Below are 23,037 nucleotides of genomic sequence, written 5' to 3'. Positions count from 1 at the left end.
GGGAAAGGGGCGATGATTAGTGAAAGCATGGCAAGTGACGGAACTCGGTGAACCGCAGCAAGCATTGACGGTCGCTGAGTTGCCGAAGCCGACACCAGGCAAAGGCGAAGCGCTCATCAAAGTGGAAGCGGCGGCACTTAATTTCTTCGATATATTGCAATGCCAAGGAAAATACCAGGAACGGCCGGAACTGCCCTTTACGCCGGGAGCGGAAATCGCCGGTACGGTCGAAGCACTCGGAGAACAAACGCAAGGAAAAATCGGGCAGCGTGTGCTGGCGACGCCGCTATTGCCGAACGGCGGGCTGGCAGAATGGGCCATTGTTAAACAGGAAGGCATTTTCCCGATTCCGGATGAGCTTTCCTATGCGGAAGCGGCCGCGCTGTTCATTACGTATCAAACCGCCTATTTCGCGCTTCACCGCACCGCCAACTTGAAAAAAGGCGAAGTGCTTCTCGTGCATGCCGCATCGGGAGGTGTCGGATCGGCAGCGGTGCAGCTTGGAAAAGCGGCAGGCGCAATGGTCATTGCAACAGCCGGAAGCGAGGAAAAATTGGCGATTTGCAGAGAGCTTGGCGCAGACATCGTCATCAATTACAGGGAAGAAGATTTTGTGCCGATTGTCAAAGAAGCCACAGGCGGCAAAGGAGCGGACGTCATTTTCGACCCGGTCGGCGGCGATACCTTCGACCGTTCAAGAAAATGCATCGCCTTTGAAGGCAGGCTACTCGTCATTGGCTTTGCTGGAGGACGGATTGCCGATGCACCGACCAATCATGCTTTGATCAAAAACTATTCGATTGTCGGTGTTCATTTCGGCTTGTTCCGCAATCTTATGCCCGACCAAGTGATGAAAGCGCACGAAGAATTGATGGAGTTATACAAAGCAGGCGCCATCAAACCGCTCCTCTATAAAGAATTCGGATTTGAAGGAGTCGTCGACGCACTGGAACAGCTCGGCAGCCGCAAAACTTACGGCAAACTGGTCGTCACGCCATAAAAGGGGGAAGCTTATGGGGAATCTTGTAAACAAAGAAGTGCAAGGGAATATCGCGATGCTGCGGATGAACCGTCCGGATAAACTCAATGCCTTATCCCGTGAAATGGTCGAACAACTGCTTGCTGCGCTCCAGCAGCTAGAATCCGACCCAGCGGTGAAAGTCATTATCCTAACCGGTGAAGGCAAAGCCTTTTCCGCAGGAGGCGACATTGCCGCCATGAAATCACTCGGTGGCGCGCATGAAGTCGCCGAGTGGATCGATTTTATTTCAAGCTTATCAAAAGCCATTATGGACAGCGATAAATACATTGTCGCCGCGGTGCATGGCTATGCAGCAGGCGCAGGGTTCAGCCTGGCACTTGCCGCTGATTTCATCGTGGCGGATGAGGAAGCCAAATTCGCATTGAGCTTTTCGAATATCGGCCTGATCCCTGATCTCGGCCTTATCAAGGCGCTTAGAAAACGCATCAGCCCGCCGCTGGCCAAAGAATGGATTTCCTCAGCCAAAGTGATCGGCGCATCAGAAGCGGAACATCACGGGTTAGTCAACAAGATATCGTCGGGGAATGTCGCAGAAGCAGCCGCTGAATTTGCTGAATTTCTTGCCACAGGTCCAGCCATCAGCAATAAATACGTCAAATACTTGGTCAATCATTTGGATGAAATGCCACAGGAAGCGGCGTTCATGCAGGAAAACCTCATCCAGACGATGCTGCTGCAAACCGAAGACCATAAAGAAGGCGTCACAGCGTTTTTTGACAAACGCAAGCCAGACTTTCAAGGGAAGTAATGTAAGCGTTATCATATGATGCGGCCACGGCATAAAACCGGACGGAGGGAATTATTATGAAAAAATACGGTTCACGTTATTTAGCAGCAGGTGCGGCAATGACACTGTTACTGGCAGGATGCGGCGGCGGAGATTCAGCGGGCGGCGGAGCGGAAGGCGAAGAAACGATCACGCTGCGCGCAGCGACTGGTCTCAGTGCCCAACATGCGTGGTGGGAAGCTTCGATGGTTCCGTGGATGGAGCGGGTTGAGGAATTGACGGATGGACAAGTGGAATTTGAAACATTTACGGGCGGCGAGCTCGTATCAGTTCCGGACGAGGGTGATGCTTTGCAAACAGGAACGGTCGATGTCGCATTGGTGCTGCCAATCTATCAGCCCGACCAATTCCCGATGGCTGAAGTGACGATGCTGCCATTGAACCATTCCGATACCATCATCGCATCGAACGCTTGGAAAAACCTCCTTGAAAGTGAAGAAGAACTGGCAGATGGCCAAACGTATACGGAAATGCAATTCGGTGACTTTAAGGTATTCCCGGTTTCAACAACTCAGGAATATTCGATCTCTACAACGGGCCATGAGTTCAATACTGTCAGCGATATCGAAGGTACCTCACTCCGAACGCCTTCGCGCATCCATGAGATTTACGCATCTAAAACAGGCATCAACAGTGTAACGATGCCAGCTGTTGAAATTTATGACGCTTTGAGCCGGGGAACCTTCGAAGGGGCATTCTATAGCATTGCCGACTGGACGGGCTATGGTTTCCAAGATTTGTTCACTTACACGTTGACGGGCATCAACTTCGGCCATTTCAATGCATTCATCGGCATGAGCCAAAGCAGATGGGATGAACTTCCTGAAAATGTCCAGGAAGCAATGGAACAAGCCAATGATGAGATTTTCGAAGCGGGTGCACAAGAGTGGATCGACCGTGCCGAAACGATCATTCCTGACAACGAAGAAAATGGCGGTAAGTTTGTCGAATTCAACGAATTGGATCAAGAAGTGCAAGATCACTTTAATACAGGTATCGAAGACACGTGGACCGATTATGCGAACTTGCTTGAGGACAATGGCCTGCCTGGCAATGACCTCGTCAAAATGTGGAGAGATTTGCTGATTGAAGAAGGCGGAGAAGTGCCGGATGCGATCATGGATTTGGAATAACAGGCTAACAAGAGGATAGCGTAAGAAATTGACGCTATCTTCTTTTTTCATCATGGAAGCTGGGAGGTCAGAGAATGGACAATTTACTCGTAATTGGAATCATCTTGGTCATGATGATTGTCTTATTGCTCGCTGGTTTGTATATTCACTCCGTTTTGCTCGCAAGCGGCATCATCGGTTTGATTCTTTTAGAAGGATTCGGCATCTTGCCCGGCCTTCTCGGAAACGAACCGTTCAATCGCGTAGCCAGTTATACCTTGACGACCATTCCGCTGTTTGTGCTGATGGCACAGTTCATCCTACAATCCGGACTCGTCCAGGATATTTTCTATTTGGTCCATAAAGTATCAAAAGGAAAGAATAGTTTGCTTGGTATTTTGACATTGATCATCGGCGGCATGTTAGGGGCTGTTTCCGGATCGGGAACAGCGACCTCTGCCTCGCTTGGCCAAGTTGCCATCCCAGAGCTTCGCAAACATGGCTATAGCGCGCCGCTTGCCGGTGCGGTGGCCGCAACTGGCGGCTCGCTTTCTGGCATCATTCCGCCGAGCATCATTTTGATTCTATACGGGGTCGCAACCGAAACACCGGTCGGCAGTCTGTTTATCGGAGCGTTCATTCCAGGGATTTTGACGATGCTTGTCTTTATCGCCGTCATGCTCGTATATTTCCAGTTGGGCAAGAACAAGCAAGCCGCGTTGCCGAGTGAAGCACTCAAACAGCAGGCACCGGAAGAAAAAGTGCCGGCACTCCGTTTGATCATTGCCAGTGTTATTGCGGTATCGATCGTGTTCATCATCTTCGGGGGCATTTACACCGGTGTCTTCACGCCTACTGAAGCGGGGGCTGTCGGGGCATTCGTAGGATTGATTGCTGCTTTTCTTTTAGGCAAAGTGAATGTCAATTTCTTTAAAGTATCCTTGATCGAAACCGTGAAATTGACGGGAATGGTCATGATCATCATGATTGGTGCACAAATTTTCGGTCGCTTTGTTTCTTTGTCGCTTCTTCCGAGGCGCTTGATCGAATGGCTTGAACCGATTATGGACCAGCCGGCACTTGTGCTGATTGCCATCTCTATCGTGTTGTTCATCATGTTCATGTTTATTGAAGGAGCGGCGGTCATTTTGATGTCGATTCCCGTACTTTTGCCAATTATTGTAGAGCTGCAAGTCGATACATTATGGTTTGGGGTGTTTGTCGCCGTGATCTGTACGATCGGATTGATTACCCCGCCGGTAGGATTAAGCGTTTATGCAGTCGCAGGTGTCAGCGGCATCACACCGGGCTCGATATTCCGGCTGACGACTGTTTTTGCTTTAGTGGCGATGGTTGTGGTCACAGGATTGATGATCGTCTTCCCGGGCCTCGCAACATGGCTGCCGAATTCGATGTAAGAAAAGGAGGGGATATGAATGGAAGCTGTATGGAAAGTTTATCGGCTCTTTCATTATTTAAAACTCATCGGCATTTGGATCAGCGGCGCTGCTGTAATGGTCATGATGCTCTTGATTGTCTATGACGTGGTGATGCGGACGGTATTCTCCAGTTCAATCCGCGGCGGATTTGAGATCATCCAAAATTACATGATGCCGCTCGTCGTATTTCCCGGTCTTGCTTATGTCTACTCTTCAGGGGTATTGCCGAAAATGGATTTATTGCTTGACCGTTTCGGGCCAAAGGTGCAAAAAGCCATTATTTTGTTGATGATTGCGCTTGAATTGTTTGTACTGGCGCTTATTGTCCAGTTCAGCTGGGCTTTTGCGATGGATGGGCTCTCACGTGGAATCGCCTTCCCGGCTGCAGGCACACTGTATCCGCTATATCCATTTTTCTTTCTGATTCCCATTGCGTTCGGCATGATCATTATTGAAAATGTGTTCATCCTGATTCGCAATCTACTGGAGAAGAAACCGAGCTTATTGATGGAAGAGCCAAAACAGCAAGTGGAGGATCTCCTGTAAAAAACAGGAAATGGGGGAGCGGAATGAATCTACGTGAACAGAAAGCAGCAAAGAAACGAGAGGATATCCTGCGATCAGCCAGCCTGGTTATATCACGGCAAGGTTACCATAATGCCACTATGGAGGACATTGCCGCTGAACTGCTCATGACGAAAGGGGCTCTCTACTATTACTTTAAAAACAAAGAAGAGTTGTTGTACCGCTGCCATGAATTGATTTTGACGGAAGCGAAGGAAAAGATGGTGGCGATTGTCGAGGCTGATTTGCCTCCTGTCGAAAAAATGCGCAAGGCAATCCGCCATCATATCGATGTGGCAATCCGTGAAAAAGAAGTATTTAATTTGATCGTCAAACCCGAAACGACGTTTTCCAAGGACAATATTCCTGAAATCATCGAAAAACGTGATGAGTATGCCGAACTGTTCGATCGCATCATCAACGAAGGGGTTGAACGAGGAGATTTCGACGTGCCAGAGAAGAAAATGGCACGCATGATTATTTTGGGCGCTACAAACTGGATCCAAGTGTGGTATTCGCCGGAAGGGAAATACTCGCCAGAAGACGTGGAAGAAATCTACGCGGAGCATTTATTGAAAATGCTGCGAAAAACATTTTGATCTGAAGGAATTGATGGAATGAGAAAAATACATGTTATAACGCAAAAAGAAGCGGTAAGAGAAGAACGCCTCAGCGGCTGTACGGCTGCGGTCATCGATGTGTTCTTGGCGACGTCGACGATTATTTTCCTGCTGGAGCGCAATTATGAACCGGTGCACGCTGTCCTAGGCAGCAAGCAAGCGCTTGAGCTGTCGCAGCTGCAACAGTCGGAGCATTTATTGCTCGGCGAGTCGAAAGGCGAAGGACTTGACGGATTCGCCTATCCCGATCCAGCTGGACTCCAACATAGCCAGAAGCGGCAGGCAGCCATCATTTGCTCGACGAATGGCACCATCGCTATTGAAAAAGCGAAAAGTTCGAAGAAGCTATATATTTCATCATTGGTGAATGGCCATTGTGTAGCCGAGCGTATCCATCAAGAGCAGGGCGGGTCGTCGATCGTCCTTATCTGTTCGGGAAACGATGACCGCTTTTCGATGGAAGATTTTATCGGTGCCGGCCAATTAGTCATGCATTTAACGAAATCCGGAGATTACGAGCTGTCGGATGCCGCCAAACTTGCGCAAAAAGCTTACGAGAGTTCTTTGGCTCAAGGATTCAAAGAGCTGCTGGATAGCGAAACAGCTCATCTGCTCCAGCGTTTCAACTTCCCGGCTGCGGCACAATTTGTAATCAATCAGCACGAACAACTGGATATCGTGCCGGTTTATGAAAACGGCATGATCGTGAAAGAACCCGGTCAAGTAAAAACCATGACGGACTAGAGGAGGCGCGCGATGGACAAGCAGTGGCAATTTATCGGGTTGGACATAGCCGATATGATCGGCGTCATAACACTCGACCATCAGCCGCTCAATGTTTTGAGCGATGCTGTGCTCGAGGAGCTCGACAAAGTGATCGACGAGATCCAAGCTTCAGATGTGCGTGCCGTCGTGCTGCGGTCTGCCAGTGACAAAGCATTTGCCGCCGGCGCTGATATTAGCCAGTTTCCACAACTGACCAAAATGAGCGGCATTGAATTGGTGGAAAAAGGAAAGCGGATTTTCGATAAGCTGACGGAAGGGAAAGCTCCTGTTATTTGTGCCATTCACGGCTTGACGCTCGGTGCAGGATTGGAACTGGCACTTGCCTGTGACATCCGCATCGCTGAAGAACAAGCGAAACTGGGGCTGCCGGAAACCGGACTGGGCATCTTGCCGGGATACGGCGGAACACAGCGGCTTTCCCGTCTCGTCGGACCTGGAAAAGCGAAAGAAATAGTGTTGTCCGGAATTTGGTTGAGCGGGCGCGAAGCTTATGAAGCAAAACTGGTGGAGCGTGTAGTGCCAGTGGGCCAGGCTTTCAAAGAAGCACACGAATTGGCAGAAAAAATTGCCTCTAAAGGGCCGCTGGCTGTCGCTCTGGCAAAAGTGGCAATTGATGAGGGATTGGATTTGCCGTTGCCGGAAGCGCAATCTTTAGAAACGCGCATGTTCGCCAAACTCATCGGCACGTCGGACATGGCAGAAGGCGTTCAGGCATTTAGTGAAAAACGAAAACCGGACTTTACAGGAAATTGACGAGGGGGAATAGGCAATGGAACATTTGGCAGTAATCGGCGCTGGAACAATGGGCAACGGCATCGCACAAGTCGGTGCACAAGGCGGCATGAGCGTAGTTTTATTCGATGTCGATCCACAAGGGCTTGAGCGGGGAATGAAGCGCATCGACAAAACGCTGCGCCGCAATGTGGAAAAAGGCCGCATGACGGATGATCAGCGCATTGCAGTTTGGGAGAGGATTCACCCAACTACGGACATGGATGATTTAAAAGAGATGGACATCGTCATCGAAGCCATCATCGAACAACTTGAACCGAAAAAACAATTGTTCGCCCAACTGAATGACATCTGCAAAGCCGAAACGATTTTCGCGACCAACACGTCCGGCCTGAGCATTACGGAAATGGCCGCAAGTTCGGGCCGCAGCGGGCAAGTGGTCGGCATGCATTTTTTCAATCCGGTGCCGATCATGGAATTGGTGGAAATCATCCGTGCCGAACAGACGAGCGACCAAACCTTTGAGCGGGCGCACCAGATAGCGGAACGCTTTAACAAAACGGCGATTTCCGTAAAAGAAGCTCCGTTGTTTGCGGTCAACCGGATTTTGTCGCCGATGATCAATGAAGCGATATTCGTCTTGATGGAAGGCATCGCATCTGCTGAAGATATCGACAAAGGTATGGAACTCGGCGCAAACCATCCGATCGGCCCGCTCGCTCTCGCCGATTTGATCGGGCTCGATACGATGCTGTTTGTCGCTGAAACGCTATATGAAGAAACGAAAGACTCCAAATACAGGCCGGCGCCATTATTGAAACAATATGTACGCGCAGGCAAACTCGGCAGGAAATCGGGAGAAGGATTCTTTAAGTATGAATAACAGGGAGGTCGCCAACATGAGCGATGCAACACCGGAAACGAAAAAAACACAGCAAATCGACTGGGAAAAAGTCGAGCGCTTTTTGAGAGGTGCACTTCCGGACTTGCCGCAGGGTGAAATGAATGTCCGCCAATTTTCCGAAGGCTATTCGAACCTGACCTATTTACTGCAAATCAGTGACTGGGAAGGCGTTTTAAGGCGTCCGCCTTTTGGGGAAACCCCGCCAAAAGCACATGATATGGAACGGGAATTCAAAATGCTTGAAAAGGTGAATCCCGTGTTTCCTTTGGCGCCGAAACCGTATGTGTATTGCGAGGATCCGCAAGTGATGGACAAGCATTTTTACGTTATGGAGAAAAAGCAAGGGCTTGTCGTCGACGAAGATCTTCCGGAAGTGTACGGGAATTCCGAGACGGCAGGACCTGTTATTTCGAAAAACATCATTTCCACATTGGTCCAATTGCAATCGATTGATTACAAACAAGCCGGGCTCGCTGATATGGGAAAACCCGCCGGATTCATGGAGCGCCAGGTAAAGGGCTGGATCAAGCGCTACCATCATTCGAAAACCGATGAACTTGAAGGGCTTGCCGAACTGGAAGAATGGCTCATAGCCAATATCCCAGTCAATGAAGAAACGACCATCGTCCATAACGATTTCAAATTGAACAATATGGTCCTCGACGGCGAAAATCCGGGAATTGCAACAGGTGTGCTCGATTGGGAATTGTCGACGATTGGTGATCCGTTGAGCGATGTCGGATCGACACTGGCGTATTGGGGGCAAGCGGAAGATGCTGACATCGGCATCAATATCATTTCCAGCCAGCCCGGATTCTATACCCGTAAAGAGTTTGTGGAAGAATATGCAAAGCAAAGCGGACGCGATATGTCGAACATCAACTATTACCTAGCGTTCGGGTTTTACAAGCTGGCCGGCATTTTGCAGCAAATCTATTATCGCTGGAAAAACGGAGAAATCGAGGATGAGCGATTCCGCCATCTAAACAAGGCTGTCGCAAATTTGATTGATATGGCGAATCGGACGCGAAGAGGAGAAGTGCTATAAACCAATGAGGAGGAAATTCGATGGAGCAAGAGTTTCACTACGCGCCGTTTCGCGTAGAGGCCGGAAAAATCCGGGAATTTGCGCTCGCGCTCGGGTTGCAAAATGCGGTTTATTTTGACCGGGAAGCGGCTATCGCTGCGGGATACGAAGGCATCCCGGCGCCGCCTACATATACGACCGTCATCGATTTTTGGAATAACCGGGATTTCTATCAATTGTTCGCCGGCTGGGGATTGAATCCGAATGACATTCTCCACGGTGAACAAAGCTTTGAATACCCAAAAGACATCATTGCCGGAGACGTCATTACCGCAACGGCTGTCTTGACCGATCGTTTTGATAAAAAAGACAAGCGCTTTTATTTAATTGAAACGACTTATCGCAACCAACGCGCTGAAATAGTCCGCATCGGCCGCGCGACATTAATCGAAAGGGGCGTGCCTCATGGCGAAAACCTTGCCGGACATTCATAAAAGAGCACTCGCACCGATCGATCTCGTACGCTATTCGGGAGCATCGGGGGATTTCAATGAAATTCACACCGTTCCGAAAGTCGCACGCAGCAAAGGGCTCAAGGAACCGATCGCTCACGGCATGTTGCTCATGGGCTGGGCGGCCGACGCCATTGAACAATGGTTTCCGGACAAGCGTTTATCTAAATTCACCGTACGTTTTGTCGGAATGGCACATGCGGGTGAAGGATTTGTCATTGAAGGGGCTTTGATCACTGAAGGCGTCGGGGAACTCCAGATTAAGGACTCATCGGGTTCAGGCAAGTTGATCGGAAGTTTTGAAGTGGAATAATTGCATGATTAATTAACCGAATATTCATTTAAATGGAGGGGGAGGGTGTTGTTGAAAGAATTTTCATACCCAAGTTTTGATCTCACAGGAAAAAAAGCACTTGTAACGGGCGGCAGCAAAGGCATCGGCTTGGCGATTGCGGCCGGACTCGCGAATGCAGGCGCGAAAGTGCTGATCACCGGACGCGATGAAACGGTGCTTCAGGAAGTGGCGGATGAACTAAGCGGCCGCAATCTGGACGTCTCCTGGAAAGTGGCGGACGTCACTTCAAAACAGGCAGTAGTGGAGTTGTTTGAATTCATTGATGCTAATTTTGGAGGCATCGATATTCTTGTCAATAATGCCGGCATGAATATCCGCAAGCCGCTCGTAGAAGTTGAAGAACAAGACTGGGACAAAGTAATCGGGACCAACCTAAAAGGAATTTTTCTAGTCGGCCAGCAGGCAGCGAAGCGGATGATCGACCAAAAAAGCGGCTGCATCATCAATATTTCTTCTATCATGGGGCAAGTCGGCAATCCGCTGCAGACGAGCTATGCAGCGAGTAAAGGCGGCATTAACCAATTGACGAAAGTGTGGGCAGCGGAACTTGCTGAACATAATATCCGCGTCAACGCCTTGGCGCCTGCCTATATCAAGACGCCGATGACCGAACCTTTCCTGCAGGATCCGGAGCGCCTTGAGAAGCTCGTTGGCAGAACATTATTGAAACGGATGGGAGAAGCGGAAGAGATGATCGGCCCCGCCTTGTTTTTCGCCTCCGGGGCTTCGAGTTATGTGACCGGCCAAATTCTTTACGTCGATGGCGGCTGGACCGCTAATTAAAAGAAAATAGAGATGAGTCGGACTCGAAATAAAATGGGATTAAGGGGGAAAAATCATGGCCAATGGAAATAACACCGATCGCAACAAAGTTCTCGATAAACCGCAAAACAACCCGCTTGCAAGAGTGGCGAACGTGTTTGCCAAAATCGCTGAAAAATGGCTGCCGGATGCTTTTGTTTTCGCTATTCTTTTAACTTCGGTCGCCTTTATCGCCGGCGTTCTCTTTACAGACTCAGGGCCGATCGACATGATGCGCCATTGGGGAGATGGCATGTGGGGGCTTCTGACCTTTACGGCACAAATCATCACGACCTTTGTATTGAGTTATGCACTGGCATTGACGCCGACTGTTTCACGCGCACTTGAGAAAATTGCCGCCATACCTAAAGGCCCGAACTCGGCAATTCTCATGGTGACGTTCACGGCGCTCTTTGCTTCATTGATCAGCTGGGCATTCGGGCTGGTCGTGGCAGGAATCATTGCAAAACTCGTCGCTAAGAAAGTGCGCGATGTCGATTACCGCGTATTGGTTGCGGCAGGCTATTCCGGATTCCTGATTTGGGAAGGCGGATTGTCTTCGTCCCCGGCGCTCTTTGTCGCAACGGCCGGACACATTTTTGAAGGGGATATCGGCATCATTCCGATTTCTGAAACCTTATTATCTGGCATGAATATCGCCATCGTCACCATTTTGTTCTTCACATTGCCATTCGTCATGCGCTTTATCCATCCACGCAACCCGAGCGACCGCTATATAGTGGATGCGGCTCGTTTGGAAGATCCCGTTACAGAAGAAGCCGTGCAAGACCATGAAGATTATCCAAACGATAAAATCGAGAAATCCCGCCTTATTCCATTGATCGGGGGATTCCTCGGGTTGAGTTATCTAATCAACCATTTCTATATGAATGGCTTCTCGCTCGACTTGAATACCGTTAACTTGATCTTCCTGACGGCTGCCTTGTTGATGTTCGGAAATGTACGCGAGCTGGCACAAGGGCTGTTGAAGTCCGTCAGCAGTGTCGGGCAGTTTGTATTGCAATATCCATTCTATGCCGGAATCATGGGAATGCTGAGCGCGTCCGGACTTGCAGTCATGATGTCGAACTTCTTTATTGATATTTCAACAGATACGACATTGCCGCTCTTCACGTTCTTTTCGGCCGGCATCTTGAACGTCTTTATTCCTTCAGGAGGCGGGCAATGGGCCGTTCAAGCACCGATCATGCTGCCGGCTGCACTCGAAATGGGTGTCGATCCGGCGAAAATCGTCATGGCGGTCGCTTGGGGAGATAGCTGGACGAATATGATCCAACCGTTCTGGGCAATTCCACTGCTGGCGATTGCCGGATTGAAAATCCGCGACATTATGGGATACACGATGATTGCGCTGATCTACGGCGGTTTAGTCATCGGTGCTTGCCTGTTGATCTTCTAAAAAAGGAGTGCTGTCATGAAAGCGATCGTTGTAGAAACAACGGGACCTCCAGAAGTGCTGAAGCTTCAAGAGGTGCCGAAACCAGAGCCGAAAGAAAACGAAGTGTTGATCAAAGTCGAAGCGATCAGCGTTAATTTTGCTGACGTGAAAGCACGCCTTGGCCAATACCATGGCGTCTTGGCCAACGAGCCGTTTACACCCGGGCTCGATTGTGCCGGTGTCATCGAGCAAGTCGGCAGCGCAGTCGTTGATTTTTCTGTCGGCGAACGGGTCAGCGCGTTTCCATCTTCCGGCTCCTATGCGGAATATGTTGTCGCGAGCGACCGGCTCGTCTACAAAATTCCAGAAAAGATCAAGTTTGAAGAAGCTGCTGCGATATTGACGGTCGGCATCACCGCGTTTAACGTACTGCATAAAATTGCACGAATCCAACCCGGCGAATCGGTCTTGATCCATGCTGCAGCCGGCGGCATCGGGACGACCGCCATTCAATTGGCGAAACTGGCCGGTGTCCAGGAAATATACGGCACCGTCGGCAGTGAAGAAAAGATGGAGTTGGTGACACAGCTCGGTGCACGGGCAATCAATTACCGGGAAGAGAATTTTGCAGAGGTGCTGACGGGTTGGACAGGAGGCGCAGGCGTCGATGTCATCCTCGACACGATTGCTGGTGAAAACTTTGAACAAAGTTTGAAAGTGTTGGCGCCGTTCGGCCGCATCGTCTCGTTCGGCCATGCCAATGAAGGATCTGTCCCTGGGAATGTCAAAACGGATGAACTTCATTCGAGCTGCCGGGCAGTGCTCGGGTACAGCACCGGCACTTATCGGAAGCATCGCCCTGAATTCTTGAAAGAAGCGCACGAGGCAATCAGCAAATTGCTGGAACAACAGCAGCTGAACATTTCGATTACTGGGCGCTATCCGCTCCAACAAGCGGCACAAGCCCATGCGCTGATGGAAAGCAGGAAAAGCACAGGAAAATTGGTGTTGATTCCTTAAATAACAAAGAAGGCTCAGTATGGGCCTTCTTTTTTTCTAATGCGGTGACTTTAAAATACATTTTAAACAAAGCGTTAAAATTTAAATCATGGGTAAGAAACCTTTGCAATCCACCATACTGGGCGGTATGATTGAATGGAAAACTAAATTTTCAGATAATCTAAAAACAAATATGTAAGCCCTTTCAAACGGGCGGGAAAAGGAGCAGCGAATATGAAAAATGTATATTTAGTAGATGGTGCAAGAACGGCGTTCGGGGCTTTTGGCGGTTCATTTGCCAATACCGATGCGACACAACTCGGGACGGCGACAGCGGTGGAAGCGCTGAAAAGATCGAATGTAAAGGCGGAAGATGTCGATCATGTCATTTACGGAAATGTCATTCAGTCCAATGTCAATGCGGCTTATCTGGCGCGCCATATCGGTTTGAATGCAGGCGTGCCACAGGAAGTTCCAGCTTTCACTCTGAACCGGCTTTGTGGTTCAGGTGCACAAGCCGTCGTTTCCGCAGCGCAGCATATTTTGCTCGGGGAAGCGGATATTGTGCTTGCTGGCGGCGCGGAAAATATGTCGATGTCGCCTTACTCAAGTTTCACACAGCGCTTCAGCAATGCAAAAATGGGCCCTGTGCAATTTGAGGATATGCTGGTCGCGACACTTACCGATCAATACACCGGCAATGGAATGGGCATGACGGCAGAGAAGCTGGCGGAACAATACAATATTTCACGTGAAGAGCAAGATGCCTTTTCGGTCGAGTCGAACCAGCGTGCGGCCAAAGCTGCACAAGGCGGCCAATTCGCTGAAGAGATTGTCGGCGTCGAAGTGAAAACGCGCAAAGGGAGCGTAACCATCGACAAGGATGAGCATATAAAACCCGATGCCAATACAGAAGGCTTGGCGAAACTGCGCCCTGCGTTCAAAAAAGACGGGTCCGTTACAGCGGGCAACGCTTCTGGAATTAACGACGGCGCAGCTTCACTCGTCGTAGCGGGAGAAGATGCGGTCAAAAAGCACGGCTTGTCTCCGTTAGCGCGCATCGTATCATGGCATGTCGCGGGAGTAGACCCGACCATTATGGGAATCGGCCCGGTTCCAGCGATACGGCGTGCACTGGAAAAAGCGCAGTTGACGCTTAATGATATCGATTTGGTCGAAGTGAACGAAGCATTTGCTGCCCAATACTTGGCAGTGGAAAAAGAGCTAGGGCTCGACCGTTCAAAAGTGAATGTCAATGGGGGGGCGATCGCTCTTGGCCATCCGGTCGGCGCAAGCGGTGCGCGCGTATTGCTGTCGGCAGCTTATGAACTGAAGCGCCGCGGCGGAAAATATGCGGTCGCGAGCCTATGCATCGGCGGCGGGCAAGGGATTGCGGTGGTGATCGAACATGCCTAAGCTACCTGTTATCGTCGCCCCGATGTTTCTCGTCTCGACACCGAAAATGGTCATAGAATCAGGGCGTTCCGGCGTCATCGGTTCGTTCCCTCTATTGAATGCGCGCCCTGCGGAAGAATGTGCGAAGTGGCTGGTCGAAGTGAAAGAAGCACTCGGGGAAATTCCGTGGGCCGTCAATTTCATCAGCCATCGCGGCTCGAACAAACGCTATGATGAAGATGTTGAACTGATCCGTGAGCACCAGCCGCCGATCGTCATCACCTCCCTCGGTTCGCCTGCAGAAGTACTGGAAATCGTCCACGGTTACGGCGGGCTCGTGTATTCCGATGTCGCGAATGTGCGCCATGCGAAAAAAGCGGCGCAAAGCGGCGTCGATGGGCTCATTCTCGTGTGTGCCGGTGCAGGCGGGCATGGCGGTACATTGAATCCTTTTGCCTTTATTGCAGCAGTGAAGAAATTCTATGATGGCACCATTATTTTATCCGGTTCGCTGTCATCAGGAGCAGACGTTGCGGCATCCCGTTTGATGGGTGCGGATTATGCTTATATGGGCACACGTTTTTTGGCGGTCGAAGAAAGCAGTGCCCCGGAAGAGTACAAGCAAATGGTCATCGATTCCTCTATCGAAGACGTGCTCTATACCGATTCATTCAGCGGCGTGCCGGTCAATGTGTTGATTCCCAGCCTTGAAAAGCAAGGCATCGACCCAAAAACCTTGAAGCCAAGAAAAGACATCGATTTGTCGCATCTCGTCAACGCAAAAGCATGGCGCGATATTTGGTCAGCGGGCCACGGTGTAACTACCGTGACGAAACGCGAAACGGTGAAAGAAGTGGTGGATCAACTGGAGCGGGAGTATAAAGAAGGAGTGAATGCGCTTGTACGAAACGATTAAAACAGAGCTTTCGGAAGGAATCTTGACGTTGACACTGAACCGTCCCGATAAAATGAACGCCTATACAGAGCAGATGAATGAAGAGTTGCTCGATTTCTACCGTAGTGTAAACGCTGACGATGCGGTGAGAGTGATTGTCGTAACCGGAGCAGGCCGTGCATTTTGTGCCGGCATGGATTTGTCGGACGGGGGCGCGACTTTTGCGTCTGAACAAAGTTCGGAAGATTACCGGGACCTGGGCGGACAAGTGAGCAATCAAGTGTACGAAGTCAATAAACCGATCATCGCTGCGATCAACGGCCCAGCAGTCGGCATCGGCATGACGATGACTTTGCCGATGGATATCCGCATCGTCAAAAAAGACGTGAAAATCGGGTTTGTTTTCGGCCGCCGTGGAATCGGGCCGGAAGCGTCATCCGGCTGGTTTTTGCCGCGCCTCGTCGGCATCGGTAAAGCGCTGGAATGGACATTGACGGGCCGCTATATTCCGACTTCAGAAGCGGTGGAGGCCGGCCTCATGCAATACGAGTCGGAAGACCCCCTGGCTAAAGCATATGAAATCGCAAGAGAAATTGTAGACAATACAGCTGCGACCTCGAATAGCTTCACAAGGCAATTGCTATGGAAAATGCTCGGTGCTGATCATCCACATGAGTCGCATCTAGTGGAATCGAAATTTCTTCATTGGGCAGGGCAAAACGCCGATGCGGATGAAGGCATACAGGCCTTCGTCGACAAGCGCAAAGCGGAGTTCTCGATGAAAGCGAGTGAGCTGCCCGATTTCTTTAGCAGCGAAAAATAACATACCGAATAGCTCCCGAGACGCGAACATTGCGCTGCGGGGGCTATTTTTATTTTTCTCCACTTTAAAATTAAAAGCTGAGCAAGTATGTTTACTTTTAATACCCTATGGGGTATATTGTATTTAAGCAAAAGAAAACAAACAAAAGGAGATTGATTCCATGTTATTACGATATTTCTATGACGAAAAATTGGCTCACGCATCTTACGTAGTAGGGTGCCAAAAAACAGGCGAAGCAGTAGTTGTTGACCCGATGCGCGACGTGACAGCATATGCGGAACTGGCGAAAAAAGAGAAACTGAATCTTGTCGGCGCTCTCGAAACACACATCCACGCTGATTTTGTGTCCGGCTCACGTGAGCTGAATGACCGTTTCGGCACGAAACTCTATATTTCGGACGAAGGCGATGCCGATTGGAAATATCAAAACTTGGATGAAATCAGCCACCAATTGCTCAAAGACGGCGACACGTTCATGATCGGCAACTTGGTCTTCGAAGTGATGCACACGCCAGGACATACCCCGGAGAGCATTTCGTTCCTATTGACGGATAAAGGTGGATCCGCAGACAAGCCGATGGGCATCTTTACAGGCGACTTCGTCTTTGTCGGCGACGTCGGGCGCCCCGATCTTCTCGAAAAAGCAGCAGGCATCCAAGGGACTTCCGAATCGGGTGCTGTGGCGATGTTTAAATCGATCGAACGCTTCAAGGCGCTGCCGGATTATCTGCAAGTTTGGCCGGCGCATGGTGCAGGATCCGCTTGCGGTAAATCGCTCGGCGCGGTGCCATCCACAACGGTCGGCTACGAAAAAGCCTTTAACTGGGCAATGCAATTCGACGACGAAGCCTCCTTCAAAAAAGCTTTGCTCGAAGGTCAGCCGGAACCGCCATACTATTTCGCAGTGATGAAATCAGTCAATAAAGTCGGCCCTCAATTGATCAAGTATTTACCGGAACTGAAACAAATCGATTCCGCATCTGAGATTGAAGCGTTCCTGGCAGAAGGCAAGCAAGTGCTCGATATGCGCCCGGCAGCTGACTACAGTAAAGGCCATATCGCAGGTACGATCAACATCCCGTTCAACAATTCTTTCACGACCTGGGCAGGCTGGGTCGTCGACTATAAAAAACCGCTGTACTTAATAGTGGATCCGGCAGTTCTCGATGAAGCGATGACCGCTTTGCATTCGATCGGCATCGACGAAGTATACGGCTATGCCAAAGACGAGAACATCATGGCGCAAGCAGATAATTTGGCAAGTTATGAAAACGTCTCGCCGGCTGAAGCGCAAGAGATGGTCGAAAAAGGCGAAGCGTATGTACTGGATGTCCGCAACCAAACCGAGTTTGATGAGGGCCATATCGAAAATGCACAACACATCATGGTCGGGACCTTGAAAAACCGCATCGACGAAGTGAACACCAAAAAAACAGTCATTGTACAATGCCAGGCGGGCGCACGTTCGGCAATCGCAGCAAGCGTCTTAAAAGCGAACGGCATCGACAACTTGGTCAATATGACAGGCGGCTACAGCAAATGGCAGCAGGAAGTCGCAGCCGTTAAGCAATAATAGGAAACAAAACCGCTTAAGCTAATGCTTCGGCGGTTTTCCTTTGAACCCATCATAATCCAGAAGGAGAAGATTAAAGCAATGAGTATAGGTATCCCAATTGCGCTGCTGGCGCTTGCCGGCTCGAACGGTTTCTATAAACGCTATGTCACGGCCAAAGGCGTTAAGCATGATTGTGCCGAAAACCTTTCAGGAAAAGAGGAGGTCACATTGCTGGACGTACGGGCTTATAATATATCTTATAAAGACCCTGTAAATGGCGCGCTCGAACTGCCGGTCGCTTATTTCATCCGCAGCTACGAAGAAATTCCAGGCGGCCCGATCCATGTGATTGCATCCGACGAAATGGAAAAGAATATGGCGGTACGGCTGCTCCGGAAAAAAGGCAAAAACGTCATCTCTTACAGCCTGACCGACGAAACATGCAACGAACAATTGCAGATCAATTAATCATGGTCATCTCGGCAAAAACTGCCGAGGTGTTTTTTTATGCAAAAAATCGCATTGACAAGAATGGGGTAGCGTTTTATAGTATGTGTAACCGGTTACACATGCACGGAGAACGGAGAATTTCGATGACAACGATCAGGGATGTAGCAAAAAAAGCAGGAGTTTCCGTTGCAACGGTTTCACGTTTTCTAAATGGCAGCGGCTATGTCAGTGGAGATGCCGCTAAAGCCGTGACGGAGGCAGTCGAAGAACTAGAGTATGAACTGAACCCGGTTGCGCGCTCTTTGAATACGAAACGCTCGAATTTGATCGGGCTCATTTTACCCGATATCACTAACCCGTTTTTCCCTGAATTGGCACGGGCGGTGGAAGACGTCGCATTGACTTATGGCTACACCGTTATTTTGTGCAATTCGGATGAAGATCCCAAAAAAGAGAAGAATTATATTGAAACCTTAAAGAAAAAATATATCGCCGGTTTCATCGTGACTTCCAATCAGCTCGACGCGCCGCATTACGCCGACACGAAGCTGCCGATCGTCGCGCTCGACCGTGCCATCAACGACAACATACCGGTCGTCTCATCGAACAATAAGGAAGGCGCGGTGCTGGGAACGAATGCGTTATTGGAGCGTGGATGCAAAAACATCCTGTTCCTGCGAGGGCCGGAAGCGCTGAACCCGGCAAACGACCGTTATGACGGATTTATGGAAGCGATTGCACAGGCGAATGTGCGTTACCGGGTTGTCACCAGCCCGTTTCATTACGCAGACTCACAAAAGATTGTGGAGCAGCAGCTGCGGGACCACCCGGAAATCGACGGCATTTTCGCTTCGAGTGATGTCTCCGCAGCAGGGGCTTTAAAAGCGGCCGCTCTGCTCGGCAGAAAAGTGCCGGGCGATTTGCAGATCGTCGGATTTGACGGCATTGCGATGGGGGAAATGTTGACGCCGGGATTGACGACGGTAGCGCAAGATGTCTATAAGATGGGCGCCATCGCAACCCGCGTCTTGATCAAGCGGATCGAAAACAAGCCGGTGGAAGAAAGCTTCTACGAAGTTCCGGTGACACTTATTCTGAGAGGCACAACAAGGAGTGTGGAATGATGATTACAGTAGTAGGCAGCATCAATATGGACTTGGTCGTCGGCACAGACCGTTTTCCGAAGCAAGGCGAGACGGTGCTTGGCAATTTATACACAACGGTGTCAGGTGGAAAAGGTGCGAATCAGGCAGTAGCCGCTGCGAGGCTTGGCAGTACCGTTCACATGGTCGGGGCAGTCGGCAGCGACGCTTTCGGCAAGCAGCTTCTTGACGGGCTTGAAATGGAACAAGTTCAAACGGCTGCAGTGAAAACGACAGATGGCGCAAGCGGCATCGCCAATATTTTATTATCGGAAGGCGACAACCGCATCATTGTCGTTCCAGGTGCCAACCATGAACTGACAACGGCCGATATCGATGCACAGAAAAAGCTGCTCGAAAAGAGCTCCATGATCATCTTGCAATTAGAGCTACCAATTGAGGTCGTGGAATATACGCTCGCACTGGCGCAACAACTCGACGTCCCGACGATATTGAATCCGGCACCAGCCGCAGGATTTACTTCTTCAATGAAACAGGCAAGCTTTTTGACGCCGAACGAAACCGAGGCACAAGAACTATTCGGCGGAAATTGGGAGCTTGAGCTTGAACGCTATCCGAACCGTTTGATTGTAACGCTCGGCAAGCACGGCGCACGCTATTTCGATGGCAGCGAGCATGTGCTAGTCGAAGGATTCGAGACGGCTGCTGTCGACACGACAGGCGCAGGAGATACATTCAACGGCGCGCTTGCTGTTGCGTTGTCGGAAGGCCAATCCTTCCATGAAGCGGTGCGTTTTGCTAATGCAGCAGCGTCTATATCCGTCGAGCAATTCGGCGCACAAGGCGGTATGCCGAAACGTTCGGACGTTACGGCACGACTGGGGGAGGCCACATGAAAAAGCACGGGATGCTCAATCGTGACATCGCAAGCCAATTAGCAAAGTTCGGGCACACCGACTGGCTGGTCATCGCTGATTGCGGACTGCCGATTCCGGAACATGTAACATGTGTGGATTTGTCATACCGTATCGGCGAGCCATCTTTTGAGACCGTGCTCGAAGCGGTGCTCGAAGATTTTGAAGCGGAATCTGCTTTTATTGCCCAGGAAATCAATATGCACAACCCACAGCTCGAAACCACACTCCAGGAGCGGCTCGACTGCCGTTATGTCAGCCATGAAGAGTTAAAAATGATGAGCCACAGCGCCAAGTTGATTATCCGCACGGGGGAAGCAAGCCCTTATGCGAATATTGTCCTTCAGTCCGGCGTTATCTTTTAAATGAGGCAGGTGAATGATATGACTGAAATGATCAAGATGACCGATATATGCAAATCGTTCAGCGGCAACGCCGTTTTGAAAAATGTCCATTTCTCACTCGTAAAAGGAGAAATTCATGCTTTGATGGGTGAAAACGGCGCCGGCAAATCGACATTGATGAAAATCATGTCCGGCATTTATACGCGGGATTCCGGCACGGTAGTAGTGAAAGGCGAAAAAGTCGAATTCACTGTACCAAAGCAAGCTGAAGAACAAGGCATTGCGGTCATCCACCAAGAGTTGAACATTTTGCCGCATTTATCGATTGCGGATAATTTGTTTCTCGGCCGAGAAGAAACCATCGGCCGCACCGGCATTCTGAAGACGAAAGATATGGAACGCAAAACGAAAAAGATTTTAGGGGATTTGGGGCTCAACATCAACCCATCCCTTCCGGCCAGCACATTATCTGTCGGGCAGCAGCAATTGGTGGAAATCGGCAAGGCTTTGTCGATGGATGCCGAAATCATCATCATGGATGAACCAACAGCGGCGCTGACGGACCGGGAGATTGAAACTTTGTTTGTGACCATACGCGAACTGCAAAAACGCGGCGTGTCCTTCGTCTATATTTCACATCGGATGGAAGAGATTTTCTCGTTGTGCGACCGCATCACCATTCTGCGAGACGGTGAATTTGTCGGAGAGCGGAAAATCAGTGAAACGACATTCGAAGAAATTGTCCAGCTGATGGTCGGCCGCGAACTCGGTGACCGATTCCCAGAACGGAGCTCCGCAATCGGGGATGTGAAATTATCCGTTAAAGGCTTGTCGCGCAAAGATTGTTTCGAGGATGTGTCATTCGATATCCACAAAGGCGAGATCGTCTCGATTGCGGGGCTGATGGGCGCCGGCCGGACAGAAGTGGCGCAAACATTGTTCGGCTATAAAAAAGCCGATGCAGGCATCGTCGAACTCGACGGCAAACCGGTGAAGATCGATAATCCGAAAAAAGCGAAAGAGCTGGGCATCGGCTATGTCACGGAAGACCGCAAATCCGAAGGCCTCATTGTCGATTTCACCGTCGAGGAAAACATCAGCATGGCGAACTTCGGCAAGATCTCCAAAAACGGGTGGTTGTCAAAAGACAAAGAGCGCAAACTTTACGACTCAATGGTCAAGCGTCTCGGGATTCGGACATCAGGTCCAATGCAAGCGGCCAAATCGCTCAGCGGCGGCAACCAGCAAAAAGTCGTCATCGCGAAATGGCTTGGCATCGAACCGGATGTGCTTATACTCGATGAACCGACGCGCGGCGTCGATGTCGGAGCGAAAAAAGAAATCTATTCGATTATCAACGAATTGGCAGCGAAAGGCGTTGCCATTTTGATGATTTCATCTGAACTGCCGGAAGTAATCGGCATGGCTGACCGCGTGCTTGTCATGCACGAAGGCCGGTTGACGGCAGATTTGCCGAAACCGAAAATGACGCAGGAAACGATTATGCATTACGCAACAGGAGGTGGAAAACATGCAACTGAAGACCGCTAATACAAGCTTATTCCAAAAGATTGCACCGTTTATCGGTTTGATTTTGATCATCGTCATTATTACCGCAATCAACCCAAGTTTTCTATCGATGAATAATATCTTCAATGTTTTGCGGCAAGTCTCGATTAATGCGTTGATCGCTTTCGGGATGACTTTTGTCATCCTGACAGGAGGCATCGACTTGTCCGTCGGATCGATCCTGGCACTGACAGGCGCGGTCACAGCCGGCATGATGGCATCTGGCGTAGATCCGATTCTGGCGATGCTGCTCGGGCTGTTCCTCGGTGCCGTTCTAGGCGCCATCAACGGCATCATCATCGCCAAAGGGAAAGTGGCACCGTTTATCGCTACACTCGCGACGATGACCATTTATAGGGGGCTCACGCTCGTCTATACCGAAGGCCGCCCGATTTCAGGCCTTGGCGACAGTGTAGCGTTCCAAATGCTAGGGAAAGGCTATTTCCTCGGCATTCCAATTCCAGTCGTGACGATGCTCATCAGTTTCGGGATTTTGTACTTCATTTTGAAGAAGACGACTTTCGGGCGACGCGTTTATGCAGTCGGCGGCAATGAAGAAGCGTCGGTGTTGTCCGGAATCAATGCGGACCGCATTAAAATCTATGTTTACTCATTAGTCGGGATGCTTGCGGCTCTCGCTTCATTGATCTTGACGTCGCGCTTGAATTCGGCGCAACCGACAGCGGGGCAAATGTTCGAACTCGACGCGATTGCAGCCGTCGTGCTAGGGGGTACGAGTTTGACGGGTGGCCGCGGCTGGATCGTCGGCACATTGATCGGTGCTTTAATCATTGGCGTATTGAACAATGGCTTGAACTTAATCGGGGTTTCTTCCTTCTTCCAGCAAGTGGTGAAGGGTGCAGTTATATTGCTCGCAGTATTGCTCGACCGTAAAAAAACAGCATAAGGA

25 protein-coding genes are annotated in these 23,037 nt (G+C 50.1%); all 25 read left to right on the top strand.

The window, feature by feature from the left end:
* Positions 1 to 19: 19 nt before the first annotated feature.
* On the top strand, positions 20 to 1,000 hold the full coding sequence (locus tag ACFO5U_RS10360; RefSeq protein WP_377278982.1) for an NADPH:quinone oxidoreductase family protein: 981 nt from the start codon (positions 20 to 22) through the stop codon (positions 998 to 1,000).
* A 13-nt stretch (positions 1,001 to 1,013) separates the two neighbouring features.
* Complete coding sequence (locus ACFO5U_RS10355) at positions 1,014 to 1,790, top strand: enoyl-CoA hydratase/isomerase family protein (protein WP_377278980.1); 777 nt, start codon at positions 1,014 to 1,016, stop codon at positions 1,788 to 1,790.
* Positions 1,791 to 1,846: 56 nt separating this feature from the next.
* The gene (gene dctP, locus ACFO5U_RS10350) at positions 1,847 to 2,962 is read left to right on the top strand and encodes a TRAP transporter substrate-binding protein DctP (RefSeq protein ID WP_377278978.1); all 1,116 of its coding nucleotides are present in this window, start codon (positions 1,847 to 1,849) and stop codon (positions 2,960 to 2,962) included.
* Positions 2,963 to 3,036: 74 nt separating this feature from the next.
* On the top strand, positions 3,037 to 4,359 hold the full coding sequence (locus tag ACFO5U_RS10345; protein WP_377278976.1) for a TRAP transporter large permease: 1,323 nt from the start codon (positions 3,037 to 3,039) through the stop codon (positions 4,357 to 4,359).
* An 18-nt stretch (positions 4,360 to 4,377) separates the two neighbouring features.
* Entirely contained in the window at positions 4,378 to 4,926 is a 549-nt protein-coding gene (locus tag ACFO5U_RS10340; protein ID WP_377278974.1) for a TRAP transporter small permease, read from the top strand.
* A gap of 23 nt (positions 4,927 to 4,949) precedes the next feature.
* A complete protein-coding gene (locus ACFO5U_RS10335) occupies positions 4,950 to 5,543 on the top strand; it encodes a TetR family transcriptional regulator (protein ID WP_377278972.1) in 594 nt (197 codons plus the stop codon).
* Between the two features lie 18 nt (positions 5,544 to 5,561).
* A complete protein-coding gene (locus tag ACFO5U_RS10330; RefSeq protein ID WP_377278970.1) occupies positions 5,562 to 6,308 on the top strand; it encodes a 2-phosphosulfolactate phosphatase in 747 nt (248 codons plus the stop codon).
* A gap of 12 nt (positions 6,309 to 6,320) precedes the next feature.
* The gene (locus ACFO5U_RS10325; protein WP_377278969.1) at positions 6,321 to 7,103 is read left to right on the top strand and encodes an enoyl-CoA hydratase/isomerase family protein; all 783 of its coding nucleotides are present in this window, start codon (positions 6,321 to 6,323) and stop codon (positions 7,101 to 7,103) included.
* A 16-nt stretch (positions 7,104 to 7,119) separates the two neighbouring features.
* Positions 7,120 to 7,965, top strand: coding sequence for a 3-hydroxybutyryl-CoA dehydrogenase (locus ACFO5U_RS10320; RefSeq protein WP_377278967.1), 846 nt, complete (start codon positions 7,120 to 7,122; stop codon positions 7,963 to 7,965).
* 16 nt (positions 7,966 to 7,981) lie between these two features.
* Positions 7,982 to 9,034, top strand: a complete 1,053-nt coding sequence (locus ACFO5U_RS10315; RefSeq protein ID WP_377278965.1) for a phosphotransferase family protein — start codon at positions 7,982 to 7,984, stop codon at positions 9,032 to 9,034.
* Between the two features lie 20 nt (positions 9,035 to 9,054).
* Positions 9,055 to 9,507 carry an FAS1-like dehydratase domain-containing protein gene (locus ACFO5U_RS10310; protein WP_377278963.1) on the top strand — a complete coding sequence of 151 codons (453 nt, stop codon included), beginning with the start codon at positions 9,055 to 9,057 and terminating at the stop codon, positions 9,505 to 9,507.
* Entirely contained in the window at positions 9,479 to 9,838 is a 360-nt protein-coding gene (locus ACFO5U_RS10305) for a MaoC/PaaZ C-terminal domain-containing protein (RefSeq protein ID WP_377278961.1), read from the top strand. Before ACFO5U_RS10310 ends, ACFO5U_RS10305 begins: the two co-directional genes overlap by 29 nt.
* A gap of 51 nt (positions 9,839 to 9,889) precedes the next feature.
* The gene (locus tag ACFO5U_RS10300; RefSeq protein ID WP_377278959.1) at positions 9,890 to 10,663 is read left to right on the top strand and encodes an SDR family NAD(P)-dependent oxidoreductase; all 774 of its coding nucleotides are present in this window, start codon (positions 9,890 to 9,892) and stop codon (positions 10,661 to 10,663) included.
* A gap of 55 nt (positions 10,664 to 10,718) precedes the next feature.
* On the top strand, positions 10,719 to 12,101 hold the full coding sequence (locus ACFO5U_RS10295) for a short-chain fatty acid transporter (RefSeq protein ID WP_377278957.1): 1,383 nt from the start codon (positions 10,719 to 10,721) through the stop codon (positions 12,099 to 12,101).
* 15 nt (positions 12,102 to 12,116) lie between these two features.
* The gene (locus ACFO5U_RS10290) at positions 12,117 to 13,100 is read left to right on the top strand and encodes a quinone oxidoreductase family protein (RefSeq protein ID WP_377278955.1); all 984 of its coding nucleotides are present in this window, start codon (positions 12,117 to 12,119) and stop codon (positions 13,098 to 13,100) included.
* A gap of 213 nt (positions 13,101 to 13,313) precedes the next feature.
* Complete coding sequence (locus tag ACFO5U_RS10285; RefSeq protein ID WP_377278954.1) at positions 13,314 to 14,495, top strand: acetyl-CoA C-acetyltransferase; 1,182 nt, start codon at positions 13,314 to 13,316, stop codon at positions 14,493 to 14,495.
* Entirely contained in the window at positions 14,488 to 15,390 is a 903-nt protein-coding gene (locus ACFO5U_RS10280) for an NAD(P)H-dependent flavin oxidoreductase (RefSeq protein ID WP_377278953.1), read from the top strand. Before ACFO5U_RS10285 ends, ACFO5U_RS10280 begins: the two co-directional genes overlap by 8 nt.
* Positions 15,368 to 16,192 carry an enoyl-CoA hydratase-related protein gene (locus ACFO5U_RS10275; protein WP_377278951.1) on the top strand — a complete coding sequence of 275 codons (825 nt, stop codon included), beginning with the start codon at positions 15,368 to 15,370 and terminating at the stop codon, positions 16,190 to 16,192. Before ACFO5U_RS10280 ends, ACFO5U_RS10275 begins: the two co-directional genes overlap by 23 nt.
* Before the next feature lie 160 nt (positions 16,193 to 16,352).
* Entirely contained in the window at positions 16,353 to 17,765 is a 1,413-nt protein-coding gene (locus ACFO5U_RS10270; protein ID WP_377278949.1) for an MBL fold metallo-hydrolase, read from the top strand.
* Positions 17,766 to 17,846: 81 nt separating this feature from the next.
* Positions 17,847 to 18,215 (top strand): hypothetical protein, encoded by a 369-nt coding sequence (locus ACFO5U_RS10265; protein WP_377278947.1) that lies wholly within the window; start codon positions 17,847 to 17,849, stop codon positions 18,213 to 18,215.
* A 125-nt stretch (positions 18,216 to 18,340) separates the two neighbouring features.
* The gene (locus ACFO5U_RS10260; protein ID WP_377278945.1) at positions 18,341 to 19,321 is read left to right on the top strand and encodes a LacI family DNA-binding transcriptional regulator; all 981 of its coding nucleotides are present in this window, start codon (positions 18,341 to 18,343) and stop codon (positions 19,319 to 19,321) included.
* On the top strand, positions 19,321 to 20,196 hold the full coding sequence (gene rbsK, locus ACFO5U_RS10255) for a ribokinase (RefSeq protein WP_377278943.1): 876 nt from the start codon (positions 19,321 to 19,323) through the stop codon (positions 20,194 to 20,196). The genes ACFO5U_RS10260 and rbsK overlap by 1 nt, the downstream gene beginning before the upstream one ends.
* A complete protein-coding gene (rbsD, locus tag ACFO5U_RS10250; RefSeq protein WP_377278941.1) occupies positions 20,193 to 20,579 on the top strand; it encodes a D-ribose pyranase in 387 nt (128 codons plus the stop codon). The genes rbsK and rbsD overlap by 4 nt, the downstream gene beginning before the upstream one ends.
* A 27-nt stretch (positions 20,580 to 20,606) precedes the next feature.
* The gene (locus ACFO5U_RS10245) at positions 20,607 to 22,109 is read left to right on the top strand and encodes a sugar ABC transporter ATP-binding protein (protein ID WP_377279488.1); all 1,503 of its coding nucleotides are present in this window, start codon (positions 20,607 to 20,609) and stop codon (positions 22,107 to 22,109) included.
* Positions 22,090 to 23,034 (top strand): ribose ABC transporter permease, encoded by a 945-nt coding sequence (gene rbsC, locus ACFO5U_RS10240; RefSeq protein WP_377278939.1) that lies wholly within the window; start codon positions 22,090 to 22,092, stop codon positions 23,032 to 23,034. Before ACFO5U_RS10245 ends, rbsC begins: the two co-directional genes overlap by 20 nt.
* Positions 23,035 to 23,037: the final 3 nt, after the last annotated feature.

Source organism: Planococcus dechangensis, assembly GCF_042654465.1.
In the GTDB taxonomy this organism is placed as follows: domain Bacteria; phylum Bacillota; class Bacilli; order Bacillales_A; family Planococcaceae; genus Planococcus; species Planococcus dechangensis.
Note: the sequence above shows the minus strand (reverse complement) of the source record. Positions and strands in the feature narration are given on the sequence as shown.

Bases quoted from the DNA above. Each gene is read 5' to 3' on its own strand.
- ACFO5U_RS10355 (WP_377278980.1), top strand. From the start codon at position 1,014: ATGGGGAATCTTGTAAACAAAGAAGTGCAAGGGAATATCGCGATGCTG.
- dctP (WP_377278978.1), top strand. From the start codon at position 1,847: ATGAAAAAATACGGTTCACGTTATTTAGCAGCAGGTGCGGCAATGACA.
- ACFO5U_RS10345 (WP_377278976.1), top strand. From the start codon at position 3,037: ATGGACAATTTACTCGTAATTGGAATCATCTTGGTCATGATGATTGTC.
- ACFO5U_RS10340 (WP_377278974.1), top strand. From the start codon at position 4,378: ATGGAAGCTGTATGGAAAGTTTATCGGCTCTTTCATTATTTAAAACTC.
- ACFO5U_RS10335 (WP_377278972.1), top strand. From the start codon at position 4,950: ATGAATCTACGTGAACAGAAAGCAGCAAAGAAACGAGAGGATATCCTG.
- ACFO5U_RS10330 (WP_377278970.1), top strand. From the start codon at position 5,562: ATGAGAAAAATACATGTTATAACGCAAAAAGAAGCGGTAAGAGAAGAA.
- ACFO5U_RS10325 (WP_377278969.1), top strand. From the start codon at position 6,321: ATGGACAAGCAGTGGCAATTTATCGGGTTGGACATAGCCGATATGATC.
- ACFO5U_RS10320 (WP_377278967.1), top strand. From the start codon at position 7,120: ATGGAACATTTGGCAGTAATCGGCGCTGGAACAATGGGCAACGGCATC.
- ACFO5U_RS10315 (WP_377278965.1), top strand. From the start codon at position 7,982: ATGAGCGATGCAACACCGGAAACGAAAAAAACACAGCAAATCGACTGG.
- ACFO5U_RS10310 (WP_377278963.1), top strand. From the start codon at position 9,055: ATGGAGCAAGAGTTTCACTACGCGCCGTTTCGCGTAGAGGCCGGAAAA.
- ACFO5U_RS10305 (WP_377278961.1), top strand. From the start codon at position 9,479: ATGGCGAAAACCTTGCCGGACATTCATAAAAGAGCACTCGCACCGATC.
- ACFO5U_RS10295 (WP_377278957.1), top strand. From the start codon at position 10,719: ATGGCCAATGGAAATAACACCGATCGCAACAAAGTTCTCGATAAACCG.
- ACFO5U_RS10290 (WP_377278955.1), top strand. From the start codon at position 12,117: ATGAAAGCGATCGTTGTAGAAACAACGGGACCTCCAGAAGTGCTGAAG.
- ACFO5U_RS10285 (WP_377278954.1), top strand. From the start codon at position 13,314: ATGAAAAATGTATATTTAGTAGATGGTGCAAGAACGGCGTTCGGGGCT.
- ACFO5U_RS10280 (WP_377278953.1), top strand. From the start codon at position 14,488: ATGCCTAAGCTACCTGTTATCGTCGCCCCGATGTTTCTCGTCTCGACA.
- ACFO5U_RS10275 (WP_377278951.1), top strand. From the start codon at position 15,368: ATGCGCTTGTACGAAACGATTAAAACAGAGCTTTCGGAAGGAATCTTG.
- ACFO5U_RS10270 (WP_377278949.1), top strand. From the start codon at position 16,353: ATGTTATTACGATATTTCTATGACGAAAAATTGGCTCACGCATCTTAC.
- ACFO5U_RS10265 (WP_377278947.1), top strand. From the start codon at position 17,847: ATGAGTATAGGTATCCCAATTGCGCTGCTGGCGCTTGCCGGCTCGAAC.
- ACFO5U_RS10260 (WP_377278945.1), top strand. From the start codon at position 18,341: ATGACAACGATCAGGGATGTAGCAAAAAAAGCAGGAGTTTCCGTTGCA.
- rbsK (WP_377278943.1), top strand. From the start codon at position 19,321: ATGATTACAGTAGTAGGCAGCATCAATATGGACTTGGTCGTCGGCACA.
- rbsD (WP_377278941.1), top strand. From the start codon at position 20,193: ATGAAAAAGCACGGGATGCTCAATCGTGACATCGCAAGCCAATTAGCA.
- ACFO5U_RS10245 (WP_377279488.1), top strand. From the start codon at position 20,607: ATGATCAAGATGACCGATATATGCAAATCGTTCAGCGGCAACGCCGTT.
- rbsC (WP_377278939.1), top strand. From the start codon at position 22,090: ATGCAACTGAAGACCGCTAATACAAGCTTATTCCAAAAGATTGCACCG.